This window comes from Mesorhizobium sp. M0437 (assembly GCF_040321335.1).
Lineage (GTDB): Bacteria > Pseudomonadota > Alphaproteobacteria > Rhizobiales > Rhizobiaceae > Mesorhizobium.
Genome location: NZ_JAMYRK010000029.1, coordinates 40,426 through 63,637, shown reverse-complemented (window position 1 = coordinate 63,637; position 23,212 = coordinate 40,426). Strand labels below are relative to the sequence as shown.

The window sequence follows — 23,212 nt, the reverse complement described above, 5'->3', positions numbered from 1 at the left end:
GGGAGGAAATCAATGAACAAGCCCGCCACCCCCACACACGTGCCCGGCCGCGGCCGCATCTACAATTCGATCACCGAGACGATCGGTGACACGCCGCTGGTGCGGCTTGATAAATTCGCCAGGGAGAAGGGTGTCGTCGCCAATCTGCTGGCCAAGCTCGAATTCTTCAACCCGATCGCCTCGGTCAAGGACCGCATCGGCGTGTCGATGATCGAGGCATTGGAGGCTTCCGGCAGGATTACGCCCGGCAAGACCACCCTGATCGAGCCGACCTCGGGCAATACCGGCATCGCGCTCGCCTTTGCCGCCGCTGCCAAGGGCTACAAGCTGATCCTGACCATGCCGGAAACCATGTCCGTCGAACGCCGCAAGATGCTGGCTCTGCTCGGTGCCGAACTGGTGCTGACCGAAGGGCCGAAAGGCATGAAGGGCGCCATCGCCAAGGCGGACGAGCTGGCGGCAACGCTGCCCGACGCTGTCATTCCGCAGCAATTCGAAAACCCGGCCAATCCGGAAATCCATCGCCGCACCACGGCCGAGGAAATCTGGAACGACACCCATGGCGAAGTCGATATCTTCGTTGCCGGCATCGGGACCGGCGGCACCATCACCGGCGTCGGCCAGGTGCTGAAGAAGCGCAGGCCCTCGGTGCATGTCGTCGCCGTCGAACCGGAAGCCTCGCCGGTGCTGTCGGGCGGCCAGCCAGGCCCGCACAAGATCCAGGGCATTGGCGCCGGCTTCGCGCCAAAAATCCTCGACACGACGATCTATGACGAGATCGTCAAGGTCTCGAACGAGGATTCGGTTGCCAATGCACGGCTCGTCGCTCGGCTCGAAGGTGTGCCGGTCGGCATCTCGTCGGGGGCCGCCCTGCAAGCGGCGATCGTCGTCGGCTCGCGGCCCGAGAACAAGGGCAAGAACCTCGTCGTCGTCATCCCCTCCTTCGCCGAGCGCTATCTCTCGACGATCCTGTTCGAGGGATTGGGCGCTTAGACACGAGCGTTTTTGACCGGTCAGTAGCGATCCTTCGCGATGCCCTCCGACATCAAATACTCAGTATCACGCGTCGGCGTGGACCGCTGAAAAACCACCTGTGGCGGGCGTCGTTCGCTTGAGCGGCGGGTCACTTCCGTATCAATCGTCGCTGCCCGGCAGGTGGAGGACTTTATGTACAAGCTCTATACGCGTGCCAATACCGGCGGCTTTGTCGTCGAGGCGGCGCTCGCTTTGGCGGGCGTGCCTTTCGACCAGATCGACGTTCCGAAGGGCCGACCCGACCAGGCCTTTTTAGATATCAGCCCCTTGAACCAGGTGCCGGTCCTGATCTTGCCGGACGGACGCTCGATGACCGAATCGGCGGCGATCTGCATCCTGCTGGCCGAGCGCCACCCCGAAGCAGGACTGGCGCCCGCAGCAAGTTCGGCTGACCGTGCCGACTTCCTGCGCTGGATGTTTTTCATGTCCTCCGTCATCTATTCGGCTGACCTGCGGTTCTTCTACGCTCATCGCTACACGACCGATCCCCGGGGCGTGGACGCTGTCAAACAGGCGGCGGTCTCGGAAATGGATCGCAGCCTCGCCATTCTCGATGCCGCCCTCGACGGCCGCGACTGGCTGGCCGGCGACCAACTCTCGCTGGCCGACATCTATCTCGTCATGCTGGTGGCCTGGCATCCGGAGGTCGCGAAGGTTCCAACCGCTTGGCCGAACATCGAACGCCTGTGGGCCAATTTGCGGGAACATCGGGTGATGAAGAGGCTGAATGCTTCCCACGACATGTGGCCGGCCTAAGCACTCCGCCTTGTCTCAGTGTCTTTCCGCGCGGCCGAGCCCTGCCCGTCGTTCCTGCAGGAACCGGCGCACGGCCGGATCTCGTTCGAGGCCGATAGCCCGGTCATAGGCCTCGCTCGCTTGTGGAACTTTGCCGAGTCTGGCCAGCAGGCCCGCGCGGGCGGCCCAGTAAGGTTGATAGTCATACAGCCGCTTGTCGCCGCTGAGTTGATCAAGCGCGCCCAATCCTTCTGAAGCACCTTCGGCCTCGGCAATCGCCACCGCACGGTTGATCGACACCACCGGCGAGCCGGCAATCACCGACAGCGCGTCGTAGAGCTCCTTGATCGCGACCCAGTCGGTACAACCGGTCAGCCGCCGTGTCGTATGGGCGGATTGCACGGCGGCCTCGAGCTGGTAGCGGCCGACAACACCCTCGGCGGCCGCGCGCCCGAGCAGCGCCTCCGCTTCATCGATCAGGGTATCGTCCCACAATGCAAGATCCTGCTCGGCCAGCGGCACATAGTCACCCGCCGCATTGCGCCGGGCTGCACGCCGCGCCTCGGCGAACAGCATCAGCGCCAGCAGGCCGAGTGCTTCCGGCTCATCCGGCATCAGCGAGGCGATCAAACGGCCGAGCCAGATGCCTTCGGTCGCGAGATTGCGGCGCCGCGTTTCGGTGCCGGCCGGGTCGGACCAACCTTCGGCAAACGCCGCGTAGATCGCTTCCAGAACGGTGCCCAGCCGCTCGCCGAGTTCGGCCCGCTCCGGCACGCGGAACGGAATGCCTGTCTCGCGAATTCGCGTCTTGGCGCGCACCAGGCGCTGGCTCATCGTGGCTGGCGAGACAAGAAAAGCCGAGGCGATGGTCGCTGCGTCGAAGCCCAGGACCGTCTGCAGGATCAGCGGTGCTCGCACGCCGGCCTCAATCGCGGGATGGGCGCAGGCAAACATGAGCCTGAGCCGCTCGTCCGGCAGGTCTTCCTCGGCCATGCGCGCCTCCATCTCCTCGGCGATCAGTCTGAAGTGGTCGCGGCCCGCCTCGCGTGTCAGCCGCCGTCTGACCGCGTCGACGCGGCGCTTGCGTGCCACCGCCAGCAGCCAGGCTTCCGGCTTGTCGGGCACGCCCGCCTGTGGCCAACGCTCGAGCGCCGCTGCAAAGGCATCGGCCAATGCGTCCTCGGCAGCGGCCACGTCGCGCGTGCGTGCGGCGAGATAAGCGACCAGCTTGCCGTAGCTTTGCCGGGCGGCCGCTTCCGCCGCCGCCCGCGCAGTATCGGGCAATTCCGGCATCACATGGTGAGTTCCCAGACCGGCCGCACCTCTACCGTGCCGGTGCCGGCGCCCGGGCAGCGCGCCGCCCAGGCGATGGCGGCGTCGACGTCCTCCGCTTCGATCATATAGAAGCCGGCAAGCTGCTCCTTGGTGTCGGCATAGGGGCCGTCGAGCACGTTGGTCTTGCCATTGGCCATCCGCACCGAGGTAGCGGATTGCGTCGGCTTCAGCCGGTCGCCGGCGAGCCAGGCGCCGGATTTCTTCAGCGCTTCGGTGTAGGCGACGTACGCGCTCGACATCTGTGTCACCGCATCTGCTGGCGCGGCTGCCATCCCCGCTTCGTTTCCATAGATCAAAAGCATGTATCGCATGGTCTTCTCCCGTTTCTCGAAGGCCGCATCGTTGCGAGCCGGACTTATGTCGCGCGGCCCTGCCGGATTTCGACAAGCGCTGGAAAAATCTTTCTGCCGCGATGCGACCTCGCGCAAGCGCCAACGTGTTGCGGCACTGCTTAGCCGTTCGTCTAATCGCTGCTATTGCGGGTTGGCATTTCCCGCCCGCTGTCTAAACTCGCTTCGTGCCGCCGAGGAGGGCACGGCGGCGAATTTTCAGGGAGGAAATCGCATGCTCAATTTCAGAACGAAATTTGTTGCAGCCGGCGTGCTGGCGCTGTCGCTTGGCCTCGGCGCGGTATCGGTCAAGGCACAGGAATTCATCAACGTGCTGACCGGCGGCACGTCCGGCGTCTACTATCCGCTCGGCGTCGCGCTGTCGGAAATCTACGGCAAGGGCATCGAAGGCGCGCGTACTCAGGTGCAGGCGACGAAAGCGTCGGTCGAAAACCTCAACCTGCTTCAGCAGGGCAAGGGCGAGATCGCCTTTGCGCTCGGCGATTCCGTCAAGCTGGCCGCCGAAGGCAATACTGAAGCAGGCTTCCCAGGCAAGCTCGACAAGCTGCGCGGCATTGCCGCCATCTATCCCAACTACATCCAGATCGTCGCCAGCAAGGAATCCGGCATCAAGACGCTCGCCGATCTCAAGGGCAAGAGCCTTTCGGTCGGCGCGCCGGCCTCAGGCACCGAGCTCAACGCCCGCACGATATTTGCCGCTGCCGGGCTGAAATACGAAGACCTCGGGCGGATCGAATATCTACCCTTCGCCGAATCGGTGGAGCTGATCAAGAACCGACAGCTCGACGCCACGCTTCAGTCGGCTGGCCTTGGGGTCGCGTCGATCCGTGACCTCGCCACCTCATTGCCGGTAAACATCGTTGCCGTGCCGGCGGAGGACGTCACCAAGATCGGCTTGCCCTATCTTTCCGTGGTCATCCCCAAGGGCACCTACGAGGGCCAGACCGAGGATGTTGCGACCGCCGCCGTCGGCAATTTCCTGATCACCAGCGCCGATGTCTCCGACGAGACCGCCTACCAGATGACAAAACTGCTGTTCGAGCATCTCGACCAGCTCACCGCTGCCCACGCCGCCGCCAAGGCGATCGACCCGGCCAAGGCGCTCGACGGCATGCCAGTGCCGCTGCATCCAGGCGCCGAGAGGTATTACAAGGAAAAGGGATTGGTGAAGTAAGGAGCCATCCCTCCCCCTTGAGGAAAAGGTGAACAGCTGCCGAAGGCGAATGGACCGGTAGGGTCGGTTGAGGCCGTACACTGCCGCACCGACCCCACCCGCCTAGCTTCGCTCGCACCTCCCTCGGGGAGGGGAGCGCCCCGCCAGGAACCCCGCTAATGACCGCAACCCCGACCGTTCTTTCCCCCACAGCGGAAGCTCCTGTCGAAGGATTGCCGCCTGGCTTCGGCGAAGGCATCGCTGGCAAGGCGGCTTTTTTTATCGCCATCGCCTTCTCCATCTTCCAAATCTACATCGCCGCCTACGGCACCCTACCGAGCCAGGTCATACGCGCCATGCATGTCGGCTTCCTGCTGCTGCTCGGCTTTGCCCTAATCGCCAATCTGCGCGCCAAAAGCGTCCCGGCGAAAGCAGTGTTCTGGACGCTCGGCCTGCTTGGTTTCGCCACCGGTCTGTACAATTGGGTGTTCTATGCCGACCTCATCCGCCGCTCCGGCTTTCTCACCACGCCTGACCTGATCGTCGGCGCGGTGCTGGTCGTGCTGGTCTTCGAGGCGGCGCGGCGGTTGATGGGGCTGCCGCTTGCCGTCATTGCCTTCATCTTTCTCGCCTACGCATTCGCCGGCAATCATCTGCCACCGCCGTTCATCCATCGCGGCTATGATTTCGCCCAGCTCGTCGACACCTTCGCCTACGGTACCGAAGGCATCTACGGCACGCCGATCTATGTCTCGGCCGCCTACATCTTCATCTTCGTCGTTTTCGCCGCCTTTCTTGAGCGCGCCGGCATGATCGCGCTGTTCAACGATTTTGCGCTTGGCCTGGTCGGCTCATGGCGCGGCGGCCCGGCGCAAGTCTGCGTGCTGTCCTCGGCGCTGATGGGCACCATTTCCGGCTCCGGCGTCGCCAATGTGGTGGCCAGCGGCCAGTTCACCATCCCGCTGATGAAGCGCTTCGGTTTCCGCTCGGCTTTCGCCGGCGCCGTCGAGGCGACCTCGTCGATGGGCGGTCAGATCATGCCGCCGGTGATGGGAGCGGTTGCCTTTATCATGGCCGAGACCCTGAACATCCCCTATGCCGCTGTGGTCAAGGCGGCGATCATTCCGGCGCTGCTCTATTTCGGCGCCTGTTTCTGGCAGGTGCACCTGGAAGCCGGCAAGGCCGGCCTGCACGGCATGGCCAATGCCGACCTGCCCAATCCGTGGGATGCGGTGAGACAACATTGGCCGCTGGTACTGCCTCTCGCAGCACTGATCTACCTGCTGTTTGCCGGCTACACACCGGTGTTCGCCGGCACCATGGGTCTGGCGTTGACCATTGTGCTTATCCTCGGCACGCCGCTGGCAGCATCGATCGGGCCTCTCGCCTTCCGCATCGTCTTCTGGCTGGCGCTCGGACTTGCCGCGGCTTCCTTCATGAAATTCGGCGTCAACATCCTCAGCCTGGTCATCGCAGTGCTGGTCGCCGCCTGCCTCACCTTCAAGGGCGGGCGCGAGACGCTGCGCATATGCGTGGATTCCCTTGCCGAAGGAGCAAAGAACGCGCTGCCGGTCGGCATTGCCTGCGCCATTGTCGGCATTGTCATCGGTACGTTGACGCTTACCGGCATCGCCTCGACCTTCATCGGCTGGATCATCTCGATCGGCGAGAACAATCTGTTCCTGTCGCTGCTTTTGACCATGCTCACCTGCCTGGTGCTCGGCATGGGCATACCGACCATTCCCAACTACATCATCACTTCGTCGCTGGCCGGGCCAGCGCTGCTGTCGCTCGGCGTGCCGTTGGTGGTCAGCCATATGTTCGTCTTCTATTTCGGCATCATGGCCGATCTCACCCCGCCTGTGGCGCTGGCCGCCTTCGCCGCCGCACCCATGGCCAAGGAAAGCGGCCTCAAGATCGGCGTCCAGGCCACCAAGCTTGCCATTGCCGGCTTCGTTGTGCCGTTCATGGCGGTCTATACCCCGGCGCTGATGCTGCAGGACCCCGGCCCGATCGCCGCCCAGTTCGGCTATCCCGTCGAGGTCGCCTATATCGTCATCAAAGCCTGCATGGGTATCGTCCTGTGGGGCGCCGCGGCCGTCGGATTTCTCGCCCGGCGCATGGCCTGGTGGGAACGCCTCGTCGCCTTCGCCGCCGGCGTGCTGCTGGTTGCGGCGCTGCCGCTCACCGACGAGGCGGGCTGGGCGCTATCCCTTGCCTGGATCGGCTGGCACTGCTGGCGCGCGCGGCAGGCTTCGCTGGCTAATTCAGCATGAGCCTCTGCATCGTCGCGGCCGGCAAGACGGTGACGCTCGCGGTCGCTGCCTTCACGCTCTCCTGGGTGCATTCGGTGGAGAAGACCCAGTGGCAGGAAGACTGGAAGGTGCTGCCGTCCGGCCTGCAATTGGTCGAGGCCCGCATCAAGGGATCGGGCGCCGGGATGGAGCCGCCGCAAGGCTCGGTGCTGAGAAACGGCTGGTGGGTCTATGCGCCCAAGGTCGGGCCACAGCGGCGCCTCGCGCTCGCCGCCTCGGGCGCAACGGGTCAGGGCTGGACGCTGTGCACGGCGCAGGACTGTCGCGAATTGGCCAAGCTGGCAGGCGGCACGATCTCGCTGGAGCCGTGCGGGCCGGAGGGCTCCAGCCAGCCGCGGTAGCGGACGATCATGCCGGCAAGCGGATGCGAGATCTCAACATGGAAGCGGAAGCGGCCATCCTTCACCGTTTCGTAGGAAGTCGAGCGTGGACCGAGCCACATCGGAAGCGGCAGGCCAAAAAAACTCCAGCGGCGCAAGACCAGCGCCAGCCGGCCGTCTGCTGCAACCAGCGCCATCGCGAAGGTCAGCGGGCCGAAGCGTTCGCACAGCAAGCGCTGCGATCGACCCCGGCCTGCGGACTGTAGGCTCGAAAAACTGTGCTTGCCGAATGTCCGGGTCCAGGTCTCGCCGTCCTTGTCGGTGTCGAAGCGGACATGAACCGGGATGTCCTCGCTTGCCCCGGGGAAGCCGACCGTCCAGGCCATTAGCCGGCCAAGAACATTGCGCCCGCGTTCGACGCGCGCGCGGCCTGCGGCCGTGATCGTACGGTCATGCATTGACCGAATTGCCTCGGGAAGGCCTTGCCAGGCGGCACCGAGCAGCTCGGCATAAAGCGGCTTGTCCTCGTCCGCCGCCCCGTTCCTGAAGCCGGTGTAGATTGTCCGCCCGGCGAACAGGGCTTCATAATCCCGGAGCTCCAAATCGCGCATCGCCGCCCGTGCGCCCGGCGCGGGCTGATGTCCGGCCAGCGCTTTGCGGACCAGCGCTTCGACCGCCATCGACGGGATCAGCGGCCCATCATTGCCCTCGGCCACGAGATGCCACGAGCGCTTGACGATGGCGCCCGCCCGGTCCGATCCCTCCACCTCGACGAACATGCCGCCGCGATGCTCGCCCCAGCGCAGCCGGTTCGTTGCCTGATGCATCAGCGGCGCCAGTGGCGAAAGCGAACCGATCAATCCGGCGCGTACAAGCCAGGCGAGGCCGATCAGGGCGCGGTGCAGCGTCTCGGGAACCGGCCCGGCGCCCATCCAGATGGTCTTCGCCTCCGGCCAAAGCTTGGCCAGAGCGCGCAGGTCCGGAACGTCGACCAGCGAGAACAGCGTGTTTCGAAGCGGCAGCCGGCCCGGCGGCGCGACGGAGTAGCGCAATTGCTCTGTGAACGGATGGCCTTGTTCGGGACGGCCATTACGAACAAGCCGCACCGGCTGACCGGCGTAACCGCCGATAGCCCGAATGACGTTCTCGCCGACTCCGGCAAAGGGCGACGGCGCGATGCCGCCGCGAATGCCGTCGACCCGCGTCAGGTCCGAAGACAGGCGACGCACCACTGCCGCCGTCAGCACCGGAAAGCTCGACACGCCGGACAGCACGAAGACGCCGGCGTTTCGCGCCGCCTCGTCGAACGCAGAGACACCGGCGACGAAATCCGAGCCGTCGGCTAGATCGAGATAGTTGATGCGCCGGGCGATGCAGCCCTCGATCAGGCGATAGCGTCCCTCGCCATAGGCCTGGAACGGACCGCTCGCGTCGACTACAATATCAGGCTCTAATGCAGCGAGTTGCGCGGCGAGATCGCCGTCACGGTCGAACAGTGCCGGCACCAGCTGGGCTGCTGTCGGGGCGCGCTTCTTGCAATACGCGTCAGCCTTGGCGAGCGAGCGCCCGGCGACAAAGAGGATCAGATGCGGCTCGCCCTCCAAAAGCTCGACAGTGCGACCGCCAAAGGTGCCATAGCCGCCGACGACAAGAACCTTCATCCGCAGTTCCCCCAAAATGCCCCGCCCGCTCCCGGCCACGGCAACGAACCTAGCCGATCAATCTTGCCCTCACCTCGGCGGAAGGGATTTCGCAATTGTCCTTCTTGCCGAACAGGGCGTAGCGGTTCTTTGCGATGCGGTCGTAGAGCCAGTCGCGAAGCGGGCGCGGCAACAGCAACAGGATCCGCGCCGCCCGACACGGCCAGCCGAGTTCGGCCATGAAGGCAACGAAACTGTCCAGGCGGGTGAAAGCGGCACCATCAATGATGACGAGATTGGTCTCGTAGCGATCCGTCCGCAGCCCGTATTTCTTGAACAGCACCTCGCCGAACGGCGACTGCGCCGTTACGAAATGGCAGCGGCCCTTGCGGTCGAGCTTCACCACCATGCGCACGAAGCCCGAGCACAACACGCAAACACCGTCGAACACGATCAACGGGCGACTTGCACCGAATTCTGGCGGCTCAGGAGAATGGTTCGGCTCGACGATCACGTGACGCCCGGCAGCTGGTGTCAGGCGACACTAGGCCTGCCGGCGGCTGGATCAAAGCCCGGAATGCTAGAGGCCGGGCGTTGTCGCACGCCGTCTGTCGGTCAGCGCAGGGCGCTCGGCGCGATAGGTCGTTGACCGATTGTCGGCGTCGGGCCGGCAGATACGGCTGTCGTGACGGCTCTCCGTGGTCATCATCAGTGCACGCTGATCCCAAGCGTGTTGCCACGGCGCGCGCAGGCGGGACCTGGGCCGCGCATATAATAGCGCTCAGGCCGATAGGTCGGAGCGACGAATTCGCGGATGGCGGCGGCATAGCCGGCGATTTGATTCCAGAAGCTCATTTTACTCGGTCCCTGTCCCGCTTCGGATGTCCCTTCCGAATTGCGGGGATCATAGCGTCCAGGCGTGAATAGTCGGTGAACGCGATGTTAATCTCTGGTCGAAAATGCCTTTGTTCATGGCTGGAATGCGGCTGATTCGCGGTGTTTCCATGCAGTCCGTCGGCATTTCGTCCAGTGTGACTTTTGCATCACATATGTTTCGCCTGAATGTCGCAGAGGCGCGGTTTTGTTTCAGGTTTTGCCGGACCGCGAAATTTCCGTGCACGCGGCCGGAAAACCAGGAACCGGCCCGTCAGCCGCACGTTGATTTCCCAGTGCCGGGACGAACCGGCTCCGCAGGCTGTGGTGCTCGGGTGGGCCGCAGCCAAAAAATCCGAAACTGCAAGAGCAATGGAAAGGCAAAGGCCATGGGTTTCTTTTCGAAGGATATCAAAACCCTCAACGACCTCTTCGTGCACACGCTGCGCGACATCTATTACGCTGAAAAACAGATAGAGAAATCGCTGCCGAAGATGATCGACAAGGCGAGTGATCCGCAGCTGAAAGCCGGCTTTGAGAAACATCTCGCTCAGACCAAGGGTCATATCCAACGTGTCGAGCAGGTGTTCGAACTGCACGGCGTGAAGGCCAAGCAGGTCGACTGCCCAGCCATCGACGGCATTCTCGAAGAAGCCGACGACGTCAGCGGCGACATCGCCGACAAGGAGGTCCTCGACGCTGCGCTGATCGCCTCCGCACAGGCGGTCGAGCATTATGAGATGACCCGTTACGGCACCCTGATTGCCTGGGCCAAGCAACTGGGCCGCAGCGACTGCGCCAATGTGTTGGCCAACAACCTCAAGGAGGAGCAGGCAACCGACCGCAAGCTTACCGAGATAGCGGAAAGCAAGGTCAACCTGCAAGCCGCCGAGTAGCGCAGTGAGCGAGAACAAGGCAAGGCTGGGTTGAAAGCCCGGACTTGCCTTTTGCGCCGCCGGAACCGGAACGGACTTTGCCCGTCCTCGGTTGAACATTGTCGTGCAGGGAGTTTGTCATGGCGCCGCGCCCGGCCTGGAGAGGGTATCTCAAGCTTTCGCTGGTCACTTGCGCCGTCGAACTGACCAATGTCGTCACCCAGGCGGAGAAAGTCTCATTCCGCGTGCTCAACCGCAAGACCGGCAATACCGTCAAGCGCGTCTATGTCGATTCGGCAAGCGGCAAGCCGCTCGATGAAGGCGACGAGATCAAGGGCTACGAAATCGGCGACGGCGACTTCGTCCAAATCGAGGAGGAGGAGATCGAAGCCGTGCAGATTGAATCCTCGCACACGATGAGCCTCGATGGTTTCATCGAAAAATCCTCGATCCAACAGATCTATCTCGACGCGCCCTATTATGTGACGCCTGCGGACGAGGTCTCGGAAGAGGCCTTCGCCGTCATCCGCGACGCCATGGCCGCCAAGAAGACGGCGGGGCTGGCCCGCATTGTGCTCTATCGCCGCGAACGTCCGGTGGTCATCGAGCCGTTGGGCAAGGGTCTGCTGCTGACGACCTTGCGCTATGGCGATACGGTTCGCAGGCCCGAGATAGTGTTCGGCGACATCAAGACGGTGAAGACCGACGCCGAGATGATCAGGCTGGCCGAACACATCGTCGATGAGAAACAGGCGGCGTTCGATCCTTCCGAATTCGAGGACAAATACGAAAATGCCCTGATCGAGCTGGTCCGCGCCAAGAAGGCCGGCAAGAAGGCACCGAAGGCCAAGGCGGAACCACGGCCCTCCAACGTCGTCAACCTCTTCGATGCGCTGAAGAAGAGCCTTTCGTCGGAAGCCGGTGCGCCGGCAAAGACCGGACGCCCGGGAAAAGGCGCCAAGTCCAAAGCCGCCCGGCGCAAATCTGCTTAGGATCCGCCCATGGCCAGCCTCGAGCAGTATCACGCCAAGCGCAATTTCAAGAAGACGGCCGAACCAGCCGGCAAGGTTTCGCGCGGCAAGAAAGCCGTGGCGGGTGGCATCTTCGTCATCCACAAGCATGCCGCCACCAGGCTCCACTACGACCTTCGTCTCGAGCATGGTGGCGTGCTGTGGAGCTGGGCCGTGACGCGAGGCCCGAGCCTCGACCCGCACGAAAAGCGGCTCGCCGTGCACGTCGAGGACCACCCGATCGACTATGCGCCGTTTGAAGGCACCATCCCGAAGGACCAATATGGCGGCGGCTCGGTCATTGTCTGGGACGAGGGAACTTGGGTCCCCGATGGCGACCCGGCAAGGGCGATGAAGAAAGGCCATATCAGTTTCGAACTGCATGGCCACAAATTGCATGGCGCCTGGCATCTGGTGCGGCTGAAGCCGCGTCCGGGCGAAAAGCGTGACAACTGGCTGCTGATCAAATCCGACGATGCCGCCGCGCGTCCGGGCGAGGACATTTTGCAGGAGTCGCCGCAATCGGTGAAATCCGGCCTGACCATCGAAGAGGTCGGCGAAGGCAAGACCGCCGACGGCAAGAAGCCAAGGGTCTGGCAGTCCGACAGGCCGGCTACCGGCAAGAAGGCAGTCGCGGCAAGGCGGCTCGAATTCATCGAACCGGCGCTCGCAACGCTGGAGCGGGACGCGCCGCCCGGCAAGGACTGGCTGCATGAGGTGAAGTTCGACGGCTATCGCATGCAGTCGCAGCTTGCCGGCACCGAGGTGCGGCTTTTGACGCGCGCCGGCCTCGACTGGACAGACAAATTCGGTGGCGCAATTGTCGCGGCACTTGGCGGCCTGAAATGCACCGATGCGATCATCGACGGCGAAATCGTCGTGCTGGCGGATAACGGCGTCTCGTCATTCTCGCTGCTGCAGCAAGATCTGTCGGCGGGCCGCACGGATCGTTTCATCTACTACGTTTTCGACCTGTTGCGTCTCAACGGTGAGGATATCCGTTCCGAGCCGCTGGTCGAGCGCAAGGAAAGGCTGCGCACTTTGCTCGCCGGACCGGCCGAGGATCAGGCCGTGCGCTTCAGCGACCACTTTGCCGAGCCCGGCAAGATCATGCTGGAGCATGCTTGCCGGCTGGGGCTCGAAGGCGTCGTCTCCAAGCGTGCCGATGCGCCCTACCGCAGCGGTCGTGTTCCCTCGTGGGTGAAGTCGAAATGCACGGCGCGCCAGGAATTCGTCATCGGCGGCTATATGCCGTCGGACAAGACCGGGCGCGGCCTGCGCTCGCTGCTGGTCGGCTATCACGAGGGCGGCAAGCTGCGCTATGCCGGCCGCGTCGGCACCGGCTTCACGGCCAAAAGCACCAACGAGTTGAAGAAGAGGCTTGATGCGCTAAAGACGACTTCCTCGCCCTTCGACAGGGCGGTGCCAAGGGGCAAGGGGCTGGTCTGGGTCAAGCCCGAACTTGTCGGCGAGGTGGAGTTTCGCAGTTGGACGTCGGACCGTATAATACGCCACGCGTCGTTCCAGGGATTGCGCGAGGACAAGCCGGCGGAGGAAGTCGTGCAGGAGAAACCGAAAGCACGCTCAGCTCCGGCAGAGTCGAAGCCAAAGCCCGCCAAACCCGCGGCCACGGCGAAAACCTCGGTTACGCTGTCCCGCCCCGACAAGCTTCTGTGGCCGCAGGAGAACGTATCGAAGCAGGATCTGGTCGATCACTACGCGCTGGTCTGGCCGCGCATGAAGCAATTCGTCATCAACCGGCCGCTCAGCCTCGTGCGGGCGCCGGACGGTGTTGGCGGCCAACGGTTCTTCCAGAAGCATGCCTCGGCCGGCATGCACGACAAGATCGCCGTGATGAAGGACCCCACCGACGGCGAGGAGATATTGTTCATCCGCGATTTCGACGGTGTCGTGGCCCTCGTTCAACTCGGCGTCGTCGAGATCCACATCTGGGGCTCGACCACGGACGAGCTGGAAAAACCAGACCAGATCATCTTCGATCTCGATCCCGACGAGGGTGTCGACGTGAAGGCGGTGCGTGCCGCGGCGCTCGATATCCGCAGCCGGCTCGACGAACTGTCCCTGCCTAATTTCGTCAAGACCTCGGGCGGCAAGGGCTATCATGTCCTCGTCCCGCTGAAGCCGTCGGCGGACTGGGACGAGGTCAAAGGCTTCGCCCATGAGTTCGCCCGAGCGCTCGAGCAAGCCGCACCCGACCGCTACACGGCGACGCTGTCTAAGAAGGCGCGCACCGGCAGGATATTCGTCGATTATCTGCGCAATGGCCGTGGCGCGACCACGGTCGCGCCCTATTCGTCGCGCGCCAAAAAAGGCGCCACGGTATCAATGCCGGTGACCTGGGCGGAAATCGAGGCCGGATTGCCGCCGAACGCCTTTCCGATCGGCGACAAGACGACGCTGAAGCGGCTTGGGCAAGCCGATCCCTGGGAGGATTTTTTCAAGCAGGCCAAGCCGCTCAAGCGCGGCTAGAGTATTCCAGGAAAAGTGTGAAACGGTTTTCCGTCCGGAATTGCGTCAAAACAAAGAGATAGAGCGGTTCGGTGTTTCCGTGAAACGACGAGCCGTTCTAGTGCGTCGAAGCGAGCCGTCAGGCGAGAAACGTCTTCTCGAACGCCTGCTTGCCTGTCGGCGAGAAAATCACCGCACGGCTGTCCTTCTCGCGCCGCGCCCATTTCTCGGCGAGGATCTTGTCGAGAATGGCGGCGCCCAGCGTGCCGGCGAGGTGCGAACGCCGCACGCTCCAGTCGAGGCAGGCCCGGCACACCGGTCGCCGCGCCTTGCCCTCGACATCGATGCCGATCGCGGCGAAATGCGAGGCGGCCGACGGCCCAAGCTGAATCTCCTCATCATCTCGCAGGAGCACTTGTCGAGCGACGAGACGGTCCAGCATCGCCACCGCCTGCTCGCCGGCGAGGTGGTCGTAGCAGACCCGCGCCACGCGCATGGCCGCGTCGCGTGGGCCAGGCCGCACTCGTTGCGGCCCGGCCGCAGCGGCAACACCGGTGATCGCCTCGATCATGCCGGCTACCTGCGGGCCAGCGAGGCCGTAGTAGCGATGCCGTCCCTGGCTTGCCAGCGTCAGCAGCCCGCCTTCCATCAGCTTCGACAGATGGGAGCTCGCTGTCGGAAGCGACACGCCGGCCTCGAGTGCCAGTTCACTCGCCGTCAGTGCCGTGCCGCCCATCAGTGCGGACAGCATGTTTGCCCGCGCTGGATCGCCCACCAGGCTGGCAATGCGGGCTATGTCAGGTCCTTCGCGCATAGTTCGTTCCTCATCGAAGCATCCTCGTCAGATAAAGCATTAGTCTCGATGCAAATCAAGGAGACAACTATGCCTGCAAGGATCGCTTTCGGCGCCGCGCCTGCTCGCCGGCCGTTCCCGTTCATTGTCTTGCGCCGCTTGTGGCGGCGGCTCCTGAAGCGGTGGTTCGACCGTCATTTGCAGCGTCTCGACCTCGCCGAGATCGACGATCATCTGCTGCGTGACCTTGGCCTGACACCTGAAGACGTCCGCCGCGAATGCGCGAAATCGTTCTGGCAGGCATGATCGGCGAGGGATTTGCCTAGCATATCGATCTTCGGAACGTTTCGATCCGGCTCGAACTGTGACCGCCAGAAAACATCCACCGCCACGGAGGCGAAAATGACCATTACCTGCTTCATCCGCTACGAGATCGATCCGTTCGGCAAGGCGGCGTTCGAGGAATATGCACGCAATTGGGGGCAGGCGATCCCGCGTTGCGGCGCCGATCTGATCGGCTATTTCGCGCCGCACGAAGGCTCGGCCACCAGGGCTTATGCCGCCTACAACATCGACAGTCTTGCGGCCTACGAAGCCTACCGCGCCCGGCTCGCCGCCGATCCCGCCGGTAAGGCGAATTACGAGTTCGCCCGGCGGGAAAAATTCATCCTGAAGGAGGACCGCACCTTCCTCAAGCTGGCCTCCGGGCCACATGCTCCTTTGGTGAAACCATGATCGCCGTCATCTTCGAGGTCGAGCCGGCGGCGGGCATGCGCGATGCCTATCTCGGCATCGCCGCCGATCTGCGCCCACTGCTCGACGGCATCGACGGCTTCCTGTCGATCGAGCGCTTCCAGAGCCTTGCCGATCCGAACCGCATCCTGTCGCTGTCCTTCTGGCGCGACGAGGATGCGGTGAAGGCCTGGCGCAACACGCAGGAACATCGGCAGGCGCAGAAGGCCGGGCGCGGCGGTATCTTGGCGGACTATCGTTTGCGTTTCGCTCATGTCGTGCGCGATTACGGCCTGACCGAACGCGCCGAGGCGCCTCAGGACAGCCAGGCGGTGAATGGTTAAGCATTCCCGATCAGCACCCCTGCCGCAAACACCAGCGCGCCACCCAGCACCACCTGGAAGGCGGCGCGCCAGAATGGGGTCTGCATGTAGCGGTTCTGCACGAAGGCGATCGCCCACAGCTCGAAGAAAACCACCACGGCGGCGACAATGGTCGCCGTCCAAAAAAGCGGGATGAGATAGGGCAGCGCATGGCCGAGCCCGCCCAGCGTCGTCATGACGCCGACGGTCAGCCCGCGTTTTGCCGGCGAGCCGCGGCCAGATAATTTGCCGTCGTCGGAAGCCACCTCGGTGAAACCCATCGAGATGCCAGCGCCGATCGAGGCGGCAAGCCCGACCAGAAAGGTCTGGAACGTATCATGCGTGGCAAAGGCGGCGGCAAAGATCGGCGCCAGCGTCGACACCGAGCCATCCATCAGCCCGGCCAGCCCCGGTTGCACATAGGTCAGGATGAACTGGCGCTGCTCGGCCGCCGCCTCTTCGTCCTTGACCGCGCCCGGCACATGCTTTTGCTCCAGCCGCTGCGCCAGTGTCTCGTGGCCCTGTTCTGCGATCGCCAGGTCGTCGAGCAGCTTTCGCGTCGACGCATCGCCTGTGCGTTTGGCCGCCTCGATATAGAACAGGTAGGCTTGGCGCTCCATGGCCTCGGCCTGGCTGCGCACATGATCGATGCCGAGCGGCCTCACCAGCCAGTCCGGCTTGCGCTCGTAATAGCCCTTCACATGTTCGCGCCGGATCAGCGGTATGCGCTCGCCGAAGCGCTTGCGGTAAAGCTCGATCAGCGAATCGCGATGGCCGTCCTCCTCCTCCGCCATCTCCTCGAACACCTTGGCCGATTGCGGAAAGCTCTCCGCCAGCCCGTCGGCATAGGCGCGATAGATGCGCCCGTCATCCTCCTCAGAGGAGATGGCGAGCGCCAGGATCTCCTGTTCCGAGAGCGATTCAAAGGGACGGCGGCCGAAGCCGAAAACGCGGGAAAGCATGAGAAATTCACCCTAGTTTAGAACGGTTCTAAACTAGAGCTTCGCACATCCTCGGTCAATCGTGCCCGCTCCACTCATGCTCAAAGGTACAGGCTTCAAAATCCCGAACACATTGCCGTTGCTATCGGCAAACGTTCACCTATATAACCGAATCTCAACCAAGAGAAAGGAACCCGCAGATGCTGGAAAAACAGCAGCCGTTTGACCCCAAGCCGGTTCTCGACCTGATCGCTAACATCGAGGCGGACTTGCAGCGCCTGAAAGGGCTGGTCGAGCAGCAGGTCGAAAAATTTGATCCCGCCAATCCGCATAACAAGGCTCCCGACGGCAAGTTGACCGAGGAGGGCGTCGAGTGCTGCTATCGCCTGTTCGACGAAGGCAAGTCGCGCTATTCGGTCGCTCAGCAGATGAAGATCTCCTTCGCCGCTGCCACCCATCGCTTCAACACCTGGCGCAAGATCGGCGGCCCCAAACGGCAAAAGACGCTGTTGGGGTGAGGGGCGGCCGGCAATGCCGGTAAATCGGCAGCGATTTGTCGAAATGACGAATGCATGGCGGAGGGCGGAGGAGAGGTGGGTGACAGTCACGCCCACTCCTGCCTCCAAGTCGAATTGTAACGGTCACATTTTTTCATTGGTGCGCGGCTTCCCTTTCCGTGCACCATAGGCCGTCTCATCTCTTGCAGGACCCAGCCATGATCACCCCTCCCGGCATCGCCGATATTCACAGTGCAGCAGCGCGATTGTCCGGACTGATCGTCGAAACGCCGCTGATCGAATCGCCGGAGTTGAACAATCGCTTCGGCGCCAGGATCCTGTTCAAGCCGGAGACGTTGCAGCGCACCGGCTCGTTCAAGTTCCGCGGTGCATACAACAAGCTCTCCTCGCTCTCGGCGGAAGAACGCGCCCGCGGCGTCGTCGCCTTCTCGTCGGGTAATCACGCGCAAGGCGTTGCCGCCGCAGCGGCGATGTTCGGCGTCAAGGCCGTCATCGCCATGCCCGCCGATGCGCCGGCGATGAAAGTCGGCAATGTCAGGAAGATGGGCGCGGAAGTGATCACCTTCGACCGGGTCCGCGACGATCGCACTGCCGTCGTCCGTTCTTACGTGGAAAAGGGCATGGTCCTGGTGCCGCCCTACGACGATCCGGCCATCATCGCCGGCCAGGGCACGATCGGCCTCGAATTGATGCGCCAAGCAAGAGCGCTTGGCGTCAGCCTCGATGCGGTAGTGGTTCCCTGCGGCGGCGGCGGGTTGAGCAGCGGCATTTCGATCGCGGTCAAGGATGCCCCGCCGGGCACCGCCGTCTGGGCCGTGGAACCTGAGCATTTCGACGACACACGCCGCTCGCTGATCAAAGGCGCCAGGGTGTCGAACGCGCCCGGCCACACCTCGATCTGCGATGCCCTTCTCGTCGCCGAGCCGGGCGCCATCACTTTCGAGATTAACCGCAAGAATCTCGCGGGCGCCATCGCCGTTTCCGACAAGGCGGTGGCACAGGCGATGCGCGATGCGATGGCTTGTCTGAAGCTGGTGGTCGAACCCGGCGGTTGCGTCGGCTTGGCCGCGCTGTCGTCAGGCGAGATCGACCTTGCCGGGAAATGCATTGCCGTGGTGCTCTCCGGCGGCAATGTCGATCTCAGCACCTATGCCGAGATCATTGCTGCCAGCTAAGATAGCAACCAATTCCAGGTCATGTGCCGGTTCGAGGCGCTCGAGCCTCCGTTGCGCCCAGCCGAACCGGTACCCTTCAAAGACTGAGATCAATGAAACTGTTCTTCAGCCGCAATCCCAATCCTCGCCTCGCGGTCGCGGTGGCACGGTATCTCAACGTCAAGGTCGAGTTTGAATTCGCCTCTCCCTTCGCTCCGGGCCAGGCCGAGCGATTTCGGCCGCTCAATCCAAATCTTTCATTGCCCATCCTCGTAGGCCTGGGAAAAAGCCTCTGGGAGGCCGACGCCATAGCCTGCCGCCTTTCACGCGACACGCATTCGCATTTCTGGCGCACCGGCGACGACGAGCCCGAGATGATCCGATGGCTGAGTTGGGGGAAAGAGAACTTCGCAAGAGCCTGCGACGTCGTGCATTTCGAACGCGGGACCAAACAGCGCTATGGGCTCGGCCCGATCGATCAGGCGCGGGTTGAGGAGGGCCTGAGCGACTTCCGCACGGCCGCTGCCATACTTGATGCCGAGCTTTCTGAGCGAGAATGGCTGGTCGGCGCTTCGGTTTCCTATGCCGACTTTCGAATGGCGACGTTTCTGCCCTTCAACGATGTCGCCCGATTGCCGCTCGATGACTATCCCTCTGTCAGTCGCTGGTATCTTAAACTCGAAGAAATCGACCCCTGGCGCGATCCCTTCGAAGGGCTCAATGCGCCTGAATTGACACCGGTCCCGGGCCAGGCCAAGTCCGTGTAAATCTCGATCATTTGCACAAGCGGATCGAGTTCGACCCTAATCCAGCGTCCGGCGGAACCGCACCAGCGCAATACCGGCGAACAGCGCCACGAACACCACCAGCCAGCCGATTTCCGTTGCCACCGCCGGCAGCTCGGCGCCCTTCAGCATCACCGCGCGGATGATGCGCAGGAAATGCGTCAGCGGCAGCACCTCGCCGAAAATCTGCGCCCAGTCCGGCATGCCGCGATAGGGAAACATGAAGCCGGACAGCATGATCGACGGCAAGAAGAAGAAGAAAGTGAGCTGCAGGGCCTGCATTTGCGTGCGGGCGATCGTCGAGATCGTGTAGCCGAGCAGCACCAGCGCCAAGACGAAGATAAGGACCGCCGTCAACAGCAGCGACATCGACCCGGTGAAGGGGATGGCAAACAGAAGCTTCGAGGCTGCCAGCACCACCAGTACCTGCACGGCGCCGACCGCCAGATAGGGCAGCACCTTGCCCAGCATTATCTCGAGCGGGCTGGACGGCATCGCCAGAAGGTTCTCCATCGTGCCGCGCTCGGTCTCGCGCGTCAGCGCGATCGAGGTCATCATCACCATCGTCATCTGCAGGATGACGCCGAGCAGGCCGGGCACGATGTTGTATTGTGAGACGGCTTCCGGATTGTAGCGCCGGTGCACCACCACCTGGAGCTGGCCCCGGGCAGCTTCGGCCGCCGTCTCCTGCATACCGCGTGCCCTGAGCAGCGCCTGATTGGCGACGGTGCCGAGCGTCGAGATGGCGCCGCTGGCGACGGCCGGGTCGGTCGCATCCGCCTCGATCAGAATCTGCGGGCTGTCGCCGCGCTCGACCCGTCGGGCAAAATCGGCGGGAATGGTGACGACGAAGGCGACGTCGCCGCGCGCCATCAGGAATTCGGCTTCGGCGGCACTTTGCGCAACATGGTCGAAGCGGTAATAGCCGGTGGTCTGCAGCGCCGAAACCATGGCCCGCGTGTAAGGATCGCTGCTCATCGTCACCAGCGCTGCCGGCAGGCTCTTCGGATCGTTGTTGATGGCATAGCCGAACAGCACCAGCTGCATCAGCGGTACGCCGAGCATCATGGCGAAGGTGATGCGGTCGCGCCGCATCTGGATGAACTCCTTGATCAGCAGCGCGCCTAGCCTGGCGAACGAAAAGATGCTGTCTATCCCATTTTTCATCCCATGTTGTCCTTCGAACCGGACATGAACTGGATGAACACATCTTCCAGGCTGGTCTCGCCGGGCGTCACCGTAACGCCCTCGTGCTCTTTCTCGACATCGGCGAGCGCTGCCTGAAGTGCCGTCCTGTCGGAGCCGACGACATGCAGCGTCGCGCCGAACGGCGCCACCTGGTCGACGCCGGGGCGGCCATGAAGTGCGGCAGCGACCTGATCGAGCCGCGGCCCTTGCAGGACGAAGGTGGTCAGCCCGGCATTCCTCACCACGTCCTCGACCGTGCCGGTGGCCAGCATCTTGCCGTAGGAGATGTAGCTGATGCGGTGGCAGCGCTCGGCTTCGTCCATGTAGTGGGTGGAGACCAGCACGGTCAGGCCGCCGCTCGCCAGCCGGTGGATCTCGTCCCAGAATTCGCGTCGCGCTTTCGGGTCGACGCCCGCCGTCGGTTCATCGAGCAGCAGCAGTTTCGGCTTGTGCATGATGCAGGCGGCCAGCGCCAGCCGCTGCTTCCAGCCGCCGGACAGGGTGCCGGCCAACTGGTTCCTGCGCGATGTCAGGCCGAGCTCCTCAAGCGTCTTAGCAACGTGCTCGTCGAGCGGCTTCAGCCGGTAGAGCCGTGCCACGAATTCGAGATTCTCGCCGATCGTGAGATCTTCGTAGAACGAGAATCTCTGCGTCATGTAGCCGACTTCGCGTTTGATCCGCAGGCTGTCGGTGCGGATGTCGAAGCCCAGAACGGTGCCTTCGCCCTCATCCGGCGTCAGCAAGCCGCACATGATGCGGATGGTCGTCGTCTTGCCCGAGCCGTTCGGCCCGAGGAAGCCGACGATCTCGCCCTCGGCCACAGCCATAGTCACATGATCGACGACGGTCTTGTCGCCGAAGCGTTTGACCAGGCCGTGCACGTCGATGACGTTCATTTTCCGATGTCCGCCAGATCGACGTCGACGATCTGCCCGGGCTGCAATGCGCTGGCGTCGCCCTCCGGCCGCGCTTCGACCAGATAGACCAGCTTTTGCCGGGTCTCGAGCGAGTAGATCACCGGCGGCGTGAATTCCGGATCCGGCGACACGTAGCTGACGCGAGCCTTCACGCCCGATCCGCAGCCGTCGCAATGGACGTTGAGCAGCGTGCCGACGTCGACCGAGGAGAACGCGCTTTCCGGCACATAGACGCTGAGCTTCACCGCGCCATCCGGCAGCATGGAGATGACCGGCGCGGTCGGCCCGGCCGTGTCGCCAGGATAGCGGATGACATCGTTGACCCGGCCGGGCGAGGGCGCCGTCAGCACGCGCTTCGACAGCCGCCATTGCGCTTGCTCCAGCGCCGACTGCGCCTGCCTGACCTGATTGTCGGCGGCCTTGATCGTCTCCGGCCGTGCCGGCAGGCCGCCGACGGCGAGATTGGCCTCCGCCTGGCCGCCCTGCGCGTTGGCCGTCTCCAGCGTCGCGGAAGCCGTGTCGTAGTCGGCCTGTGTGCCGGTGCCGCGTTTGAACAGATCGCTGGCGCGGATGTAACGGCGTTTGGCGTCGGCGGCTTGCGCCTTGGCCATGTCGAGCTGCGCCTTGAGCACCGCAATCTCTTCAGGCCGCTTGCCGACCTGCAGGTCGGCAAGTTGCGCCTGGGCCTGCGCAAGGGCCGCCTCGGCTTGTGCGATGGCGATCTTGGCGTCGGCGTTTTCCAGCGTCACCACCGGCGTGCCGGGCGCGACGCGGTCGCCGCGCTTGACCGCAATCGTCTCGACCTGCGCCACCTCGATCGGCGCGAGCAGGACGTAGTCGCCCTCGACGTAGCCGACGGCGAGCGGTGCTCCCGGCGCGCAGGCGCTGAAAAGCTGGGCGGCAAGCGGCAAAGAACAGAGCAGGCTCATGATCCACGATCCTTCCGGACAGCCAAATCGCGCCGAGCCAAAATCGCGCTGAGATTATCCGTCACCACCGCCGCGATCTTTCCGGCCTCGTCATTGCCGATCTCGCGCCAGCCCATGCGGCGCATAACCGCCTCGCGGCCGATGCGGAAATAGACGACCTGGCCAATCAGCGTGAACACGGTGAGTTTTGTGCGCTCGCTCTCGGCCGGCTCGCCCGTCGCCTGTTCCCAGATCAGGCAGAGCCGGTTATGCGCCGGTTCGAACACGCCGTCATAGATACGGTCGAGCGCCGCGGTAGGATGCGACAGCTCGCGCAGGACGAACTGTACAATCTCGCCGGCTTCCGGCCTTGCCGCGATGAAGGCGACCATCCGCTCCAGTGCGACGGCTAAATGTGCCCGCGCGGCCTCGGTGTCGGCCAATGCCGCGACCGGCGCCTGCAGATTGCCGATCGCCTGGCCGGCAACGGTCTGGATGGTGTCGACGATGTAGTCGGCCGCCGCGTTGCGGAGCCCTTCCTTGCCGCCGAAATGATAGGCGATCGAGCCGATATTGGCCTTGGCCTCCGCCGCGATCTGGCGCGTCGAGGTGCCGTCGAAACCTTGCCGTCCGAACAGTTTCAACGCCGCGCGGACAAGTGCCGCCCGCGTCATATCGGCGGCGGTCTTGGGCGCCTCATGAGGAAGGCCGCTGGCGCTGGGCGATTTGATCATGGCCACAATTTAATCAATCGAATGATTAAAGTCAAGTGCGGTCAAGCGGCTTGCCAACTCTGGCCGTGCG

General features: G+C 63.5%; 26 protein-coding genes. 14 read left to right on the top strand and 12 right to left on the bottom strand.

Annotated features, from left to right (window positions below; all coding sequences use genetic code 11):
- Positions 1–12: 12 nt before the first annotated feature.
- Both cysK and NKI72_RS19255 read left to right on the top strand, forming a co-directional pair.
- Complete coding sequence (gene cysK / locus NKI72_RS19260; RefSeq protein ID WP_352822476.1) at positions 13–993, top strand: cysteine synthase A; 981 nt, start codon at positions 13–15, stop codon at positions 991–993.
- A 174-nt stretch (positions 994–1,167) separates the two neighbouring features.
- The gene (locus tag NKI72_RS19255) at positions 1,168–1,791 is read left to right on the top strand and encodes a glutathione S-transferase family protein (RefSeq protein WP_352539792.1); all 624 of its coding nucleotides are present in this window, start codon (positions 1,168–1,170) and stop codon (positions 1,789–1,791) included.
- A 15-nt stretch (positions 1,792–1,806) separates the two neighbouring features.
- Here the strand turns inward: NKI72_RS19255 and NKI72_RS19250 are convergent, their stop codons facing one another.
- Both NKI72_RS19250 and NKI72_RS19245 read right to left on the bottom strand, forming a co-directional pair.
- Positions 1,807–3,063, bottom strand: a complete 1,257-nt coding sequence (locus tag NKI72_RS19250; protein WP_352837004.1) for an RNA polymerase sigma factor — start codon at positions 3,061–3,063, stop codon at positions 1,807–1,809.
- A complete protein-coding gene (locus tag NKI72_RS19245) occupies positions 3,063–3,416 on the bottom strand; it encodes a YciI family protein (RefSeq protein WP_352837001.1) in 354 nt (117 codons plus the stop codon). Before NKI72_RS19245 ends, NKI72_RS19250 begins: the two co-directional genes overlap by 1 nt.
- 253 nt (positions 3,417–3,669) lie before the next feature.
- Between NKI72_RS19245 and NKI72_RS19240 the strand changes: the two genes are divergently transcribed.
- The 3 genes from NKI72_RS19240 to NKI72_RS19230 all read left to right on the top strand — a co-directional run bounded on the left by NKI72_RS19240 (position 3,670) and on the right by NKI72_RS19230 (position 7,264).
- A complete protein-coding gene (locus NKI72_RS19240; protein WP_352850510.1) occupies positions 3,670–4,629 on the top strand; it encodes a TAXI family TRAP transporter solute-binding subunit in 960 nt (319 codons plus the stop codon).
- A gap of 158 nt (positions 4,630–4,787) precedes the next feature.
- The gene (locus NKI72_RS19235; RefSeq protein ID WP_352836998.1) at positions 4,788–6,884 is read left to right on the top strand and encodes a TRAP transporter permease; all 2,097 of its coding nucleotides are present in this window, start codon (positions 4,788–4,790) and stop codon (positions 6,882–6,884) included.
- Positions 6,881–7,264, top strand: a complete 384-nt coding sequence (locus NKI72_RS19230) for a DUF1850 domain-containing protein (RefSeq protein WP_352451865.1) — start codon at positions 6,881–6,883, stop codon at positions 7,262–7,264. Before NKI72_RS19235 ends, NKI72_RS19230 begins: the two co-directional genes overlap by 4 nt.
- On the opposite strand, the gene NKI72_RS19225 is transcribed toward NKI72_RS19230, so the two are convergent.
- From NKI72_RS19225 to NKI72_RS19210, 4 genes are all read right to left on the bottom strand, one after another.
- Positions 7,153–8,904, bottom strand: a complete 1,752-nt coding sequence (locus NKI72_RS19225; protein WP_352836996.1) for a saccharopine dehydrogenase family protein — start codon at positions 8,902–8,904, stop codon at positions 7,153–7,155. The two genes, NKI72_RS19230 and NKI72_RS19225, sit on opposite strands and share 112 nt — an antisense overlap.
- 49 nt (positions 8,905–8,953) lie before the next feature.
- Positions 8,954–9,334, bottom strand: a complete 381-nt coding sequence (locus NKI72_RS19220; RefSeq protein ID WP_352837020.1) for a thiol-disulfide oxidoreductase DCC family protein — start codon at positions 9,332–9,334, stop codon at positions 8,954–8,956.
- Positions 9,335–9,463: 129 nt separating this feature from the next.
- Complete coding sequence (locus NKI72_RS19215) at positions 9,464–9,592, bottom strand: hypothetical protein (RefSeq protein WP_352836993.1); 129 nt, start codon at positions 9,590–9,592, stop codon at positions 9,464–9,466.
- A complete protein-coding gene (locus tag NKI72_RS19210) occupies positions 9,592–9,738 on the bottom strand; it encodes a hypothetical protein (RefSeq protein WP_023718851.1) in 147 nt (48 codons plus the stop codon). Before NKI72_RS19210 ends, NKI72_RS19215 begins: the two co-directional genes overlap by 1 nt.
- 407 nt (positions 9,739–10,145) lie before the next feature.
- Here NKI72_RS19210 and NKI72_RS19205 point away from each other — a divergent pair, with 407 nt between their 5' ends.
- From NKI72_RS19205 to ligD, 3 genes are all read left to right on the top strand, one after another.
- Positions 10,146–10,652: a YciE/YciF ferroxidase family protein gene (locus NKI72_RS19205; protein WP_352837018.1), complete on the top strand. Its 507-nt coding sequence runs from the start codon at positions 10,146–10,148 to the stop codon at positions 10,650–10,652.
- Positions 10,653–10,771: 119 nt separating this feature from the next.
- Positions 10,772–11,623, top strand: coding sequence for a non-homologous end joining protein Ku (ku, locus tag NKI72_RS19200; RefSeq protein ID WP_352539795.1), 852 nt, complete (start codon positions 10,772–10,774; stop codon positions 11,621–11,623).
- A 9-nt stretch (positions 11,624–11,632) separates the two neighbouring features.
- On the top strand, positions 11,633–14,131 hold the full coding sequence (gene ligD / locus NKI72_RS19195; protein ID WP_352836991.1) for a DNA ligase D: 2,499 nt from the start codon (positions 11,633–11,635) through the stop codon (positions 14,129–14,131).
- A gap of 118 nt (positions 14,132–14,249) precedes the next feature.
- Here ligD and NKI72_RS19190 read toward each other — a convergent pair whose 3' ends face one another.
- Positions 14,250–14,924, bottom strand: a complete 675-nt coding sequence (locus NKI72_RS19190) for an ArsR/SmtB family transcription factor (protein WP_352539797.1) — start codon at positions 14,922–14,924, stop codon at positions 14,250–14,252.
- Positions 14,925–14,993: 69 nt separating this feature from the next.
- Between NKI72_RS19190 and NKI72_RS19185 the strand changes: the two genes are divergently transcribed.
- From NKI72_RS19185 to NKI72_RS19175, 3 genes are all read left to right on the top strand, one after another.
- Positions 14,994–15,209: a DUF1127 domain-containing protein gene (locus NKI72_RS19185; RefSeq protein WP_352836022.1), complete on the top strand. Its 216-nt coding sequence runs from the start codon at positions 14,994–14,996 to the stop codon at positions 15,207–15,209.
- A 96-nt stretch (positions 15,210–15,305) separates the two neighbouring features.
- On the top strand, positions 15,306–15,638 hold the full coding sequence (locus tag NKI72_RS19180) for an NIPSNAP family protein (RefSeq protein ID WP_352614759.1): 333 nt from the start codon (positions 15,306–15,308) through the stop codon (positions 15,636–15,638).
- Positions 15,635–15,979, top strand: coding sequence for an antibiotic biosynthesis monooxygenase family protein (locus tag NKI72_RS19175; RefSeq protein ID WP_352836019.1), 345 nt, complete (start codon positions 15,635–15,637; stop codon positions 15,977–15,979). Before NKI72_RS19180 ends, NKI72_RS19175 begins: the two co-directional genes overlap by 4 nt.
- Here NKI72_RS19175 and mbfA read toward each other — a convergent pair.
- Positions 15,976–16,959: an iron exporter MbfA gene (mbfA, locus tag NKI72_RS19170; protein ID WP_352473594.1), complete on the bottom strand. Its 984-nt coding sequence runs from the start codon at positions 16,957–16,959 to the stop codon at positions 15,976–15,978. The genes NKI72_RS19175 and mbfA overlap by 4 nt on opposite strands.
- Before the next feature lie 179 nt (positions 16,960–17,138).
- Here mbfA and NKI72_RS19165 point away from each other — a divergent pair, with 179 nt between their 5' ends.
- The 3 genes from NKI72_RS19165 to NKI72_RS19155 all read left to right on the top strand — a co-directional run bounded on the left by NKI72_RS19165 (position 17,139) and on the right by NKI72_RS19155 (position 19,377).
- On the top strand, positions 17,139–17,456 hold the full coding sequence (locus tag NKI72_RS19165) for a hypothetical protein (protein WP_352451855.1): 318 nt from the start codon (positions 17,139–17,141) through the stop codon (positions 17,454–17,456).
- 197 nt (positions 17,457–17,653) lie between these two features.
- Positions 17,654–18,631, top strand: coding sequence for a threonine/serine dehydratase family protein (locus NKI72_RS19160; protein WP_352614761.1), 978 nt, complete (start codon positions 17,654–17,656; stop codon positions 18,629–18,631).
- A gap of 92 nt (positions 18,632–18,723) precedes the next feature.
- Entirely contained in the window at positions 18,724–19,377 is a 654-nt protein-coding gene (locus NKI72_RS19155) for a glutathione S-transferase family protein (protein WP_352836016.1), read from the top strand.
- A 36-nt stretch (positions 19,378–19,413) separates the two neighbouring features.
- On the opposite strand, the gene NKI72_RS19150 is transcribed toward NKI72_RS19155, so the two are convergent.
- Genes NKI72_RS19150 through NKI72_RS19135 form a run of 4 tightly spaced genes read right to left on the bottom strand, consistent with a single transcriptional unit; the run spans position 19,414 to position 23,142 of the window.
- Complete coding sequence (locus NKI72_RS19150; protein ID WP_352473617.1) at positions 19,414–20,550, bottom strand: ABC transporter permease; 1,137 nt, start codon at positions 20,548–20,550, stop codon at positions 19,414–19,416.
- Positions 20,551–20,558: 8 nt separating this feature from the next.
- A complete protein-coding gene (locus tag NKI72_RS19145; protein ID WP_023679007.1) occupies positions 20,559–21,479 on the bottom strand; it encodes an ABC transporter ATP-binding protein in 921 nt (306 codons plus the stop codon).
- A complete protein-coding gene (locus NKI72_RS19140; protein WP_352850508.1) occupies positions 21,476–22,429 on the bottom strand; it encodes an HlyD family secretion protein in 954 nt (317 codons plus the stop codon). Before NKI72_RS19140 ends, NKI72_RS19145 begins: the two co-directional genes overlap by 4 nt.
- Positions 22,426–23,142, bottom strand: a complete 717-nt coding sequence (locus tag NKI72_RS19135; RefSeq protein WP_352817952.1) for a CerR family C-terminal domain-containing protein — start codon at positions 23,140–23,142, stop codon at positions 22,426–22,428. The genes NKI72_RS19140 and NKI72_RS19135 overlap by 4 nt, the downstream gene beginning before the upstream one ends.
- Between the last annotated feature and the right edge of the window lie 70 nt (positions 23,143–23,212).

Excerpts from the sequence above, each read along its gene's own strand:
- NKI72_RS19160 (WP_352614761.1), top strand. The coding sequence starts at position 17,654 with ATGATCACCCCTCCCGGCATCGCCGATATTCACAGTGCAGCAGCGCGA.
- NKI72_RS19155 (WP_352836016.1), top strand. The coding sequence starts at position 18,724 with ATGAAACTGTTCTTCAGCCGCAATCCCAATCCTCGCCTCGCGGTCGCG.
- NKI72_RS19190 (WP_352539797.1), bottom strand. The coding sequence starts at position 14,924 with ATGCGCGAAGGACCTGACATAGCCCGCATTGCCAGCCTGGTGGGCGAT.
- cysK (WP_352822476.1), top strand. The coding sequence starts at position 13 with ATGAACAAGCCCGCCACCCCCACACACGTGCCCGGCCGCGGCCGCATC.
- NKI72_RS19180 (WP_352614759.1), top strand. The coding sequence starts at position 15,306 with ATGACCATTACCTGCTTCATCCGCTACGAGATCGATCCGTTCGGCAAG.
- ku (WP_352539795.1), top strand. The coding sequence starts at position 10,772 with ATGGCGCCGCGCCCGGCCTGGAGAGGGTATCTCAAGCTTTCGCTGGTC.
- NKI72_RS19215 (WP_352836993.1), bottom strand. The coding sequence starts at position 9,592 with ATGATGACCACGGAGAGCCGTCACGACAGCCGTATCTGCCGGCCCGAC.
- mbfA (WP_352473594.1), bottom strand. The coding sequence starts at position 16,959 with ATGCTTTCCCGCGTTTTCGGCTTCGGCCGCCGTCCCTTTGAATCGCTC.
- NKI72_RS19145 (WP_023679007.1), bottom strand. The coding sequence starts at position 21,479 with ATGAACGTCATCGACGTGCACGGCCTGGTCAAACGCTTCGGCGACAAG.
- NKI72_RS19225 (WP_352836996.1), bottom strand. The coding sequence starts at position 8,904 with ATGAAGGTTCTTGTCGTCGGCGGCTATGGCACCTTTGGCGGTCGCACT.
- NKI72_RS19245 (WP_352837001.1), bottom strand. The coding sequence starts at position 3,416 with ATGCGATACATGCTTTTGATCTATGGAAACGAAGCGGGGATGGCAGCC.
- NKI72_RS19135 (WP_352817952.1), bottom strand. The coding sequence starts at position 23,142 with ATGATCAAATCGCCCAGCGCCAGCGGCCTTCCTCATGAGGCGCCCAAG.
- ligD (WP_352836991.1), top strand. The coding sequence starts at position 11,633 with ATGGCCAGCCTCGAGCAGTATCACGCCAAGCGCAATTTCAAGAAGACG.
- NKI72_RS19175 (WP_352836019.1), top strand. The coding sequence starts at position 15,635 with ATGATCGCCGTCATCTTCGAGGTCGAGCCGGCGGCGGGCATGCGCGAT.
- NKI72_RS19235 (WP_352836998.1), top strand. The coding sequence starts at position 4,788 with ATGACCGCAACCCCGACCGTTCTTTCCCCCACAGCGGAAGCTCCTGTC.
- NKI72_RS19230 (WP_352451865.1), top strand. The coding sequence starts at position 6,881 with ATGAGCCTCTGCATCGTCGCGGCCGGCAAGACGGTGACGCTCGCGGTC.
- NKI72_RS19165 (WP_352451855.1), top strand. The coding sequence starts at position 17,139 with ATGCTGGAAAAACAGCAGCCGTTTGACCCCAAGCCGGTTCTCGACCTG.
- NKI72_RS19205 (WP_352837018.1), top strand. The coding sequence starts at position 10,146 with ATGGGTTTCTTTTCGAAGGATATCAAAACCCTCAACGACCTCTTCGTG.
- NKI72_RS19255 (WP_352539792.1), top strand. The coding sequence starts at position 1,168 with ATGTACAAGCTCTATACGCGTGCCAATACCGGCGGCTTTGTCGTCGAG.
- NKI72_RS19140 (WP_352850508.1), bottom strand. The coding sequence starts at position 22,429 with ATGAGCCTGCTCTGTTCTTTGCCGCTTGCCGCCCAGCTTTTCAGCGCC.
- NKI72_RS19210 (WP_023718851.1), bottom strand. The coding sequence starts at position 9,738 with ATGAGCTTCTGGAATCAAATCGCCGGCTATGCCGCCGCCATCCGCGAA.
- NKI72_RS19240 (WP_352850510.1), top strand. The coding sequence starts at position 3,670 with ATGCTCAATTTCAGAACGAAATTTGTTGCAGCCGGCGTGCTGGCGCTG.
- NKI72_RS19185 (WP_352836022.1), top strand. The coding sequence starts at position 14,994 with ATGCCTGCAAGGATCGCTTTCGGCGCCGCGCCTGCTCGCCGGCCGTTC.
- NKI72_RS19250 (WP_352837004.1), bottom strand. The coding sequence starts at position 3,063 with ATGCCGGAATTGCCCGATACTGCGCGGGCGGCGGCGGAAGCGGCCGCC.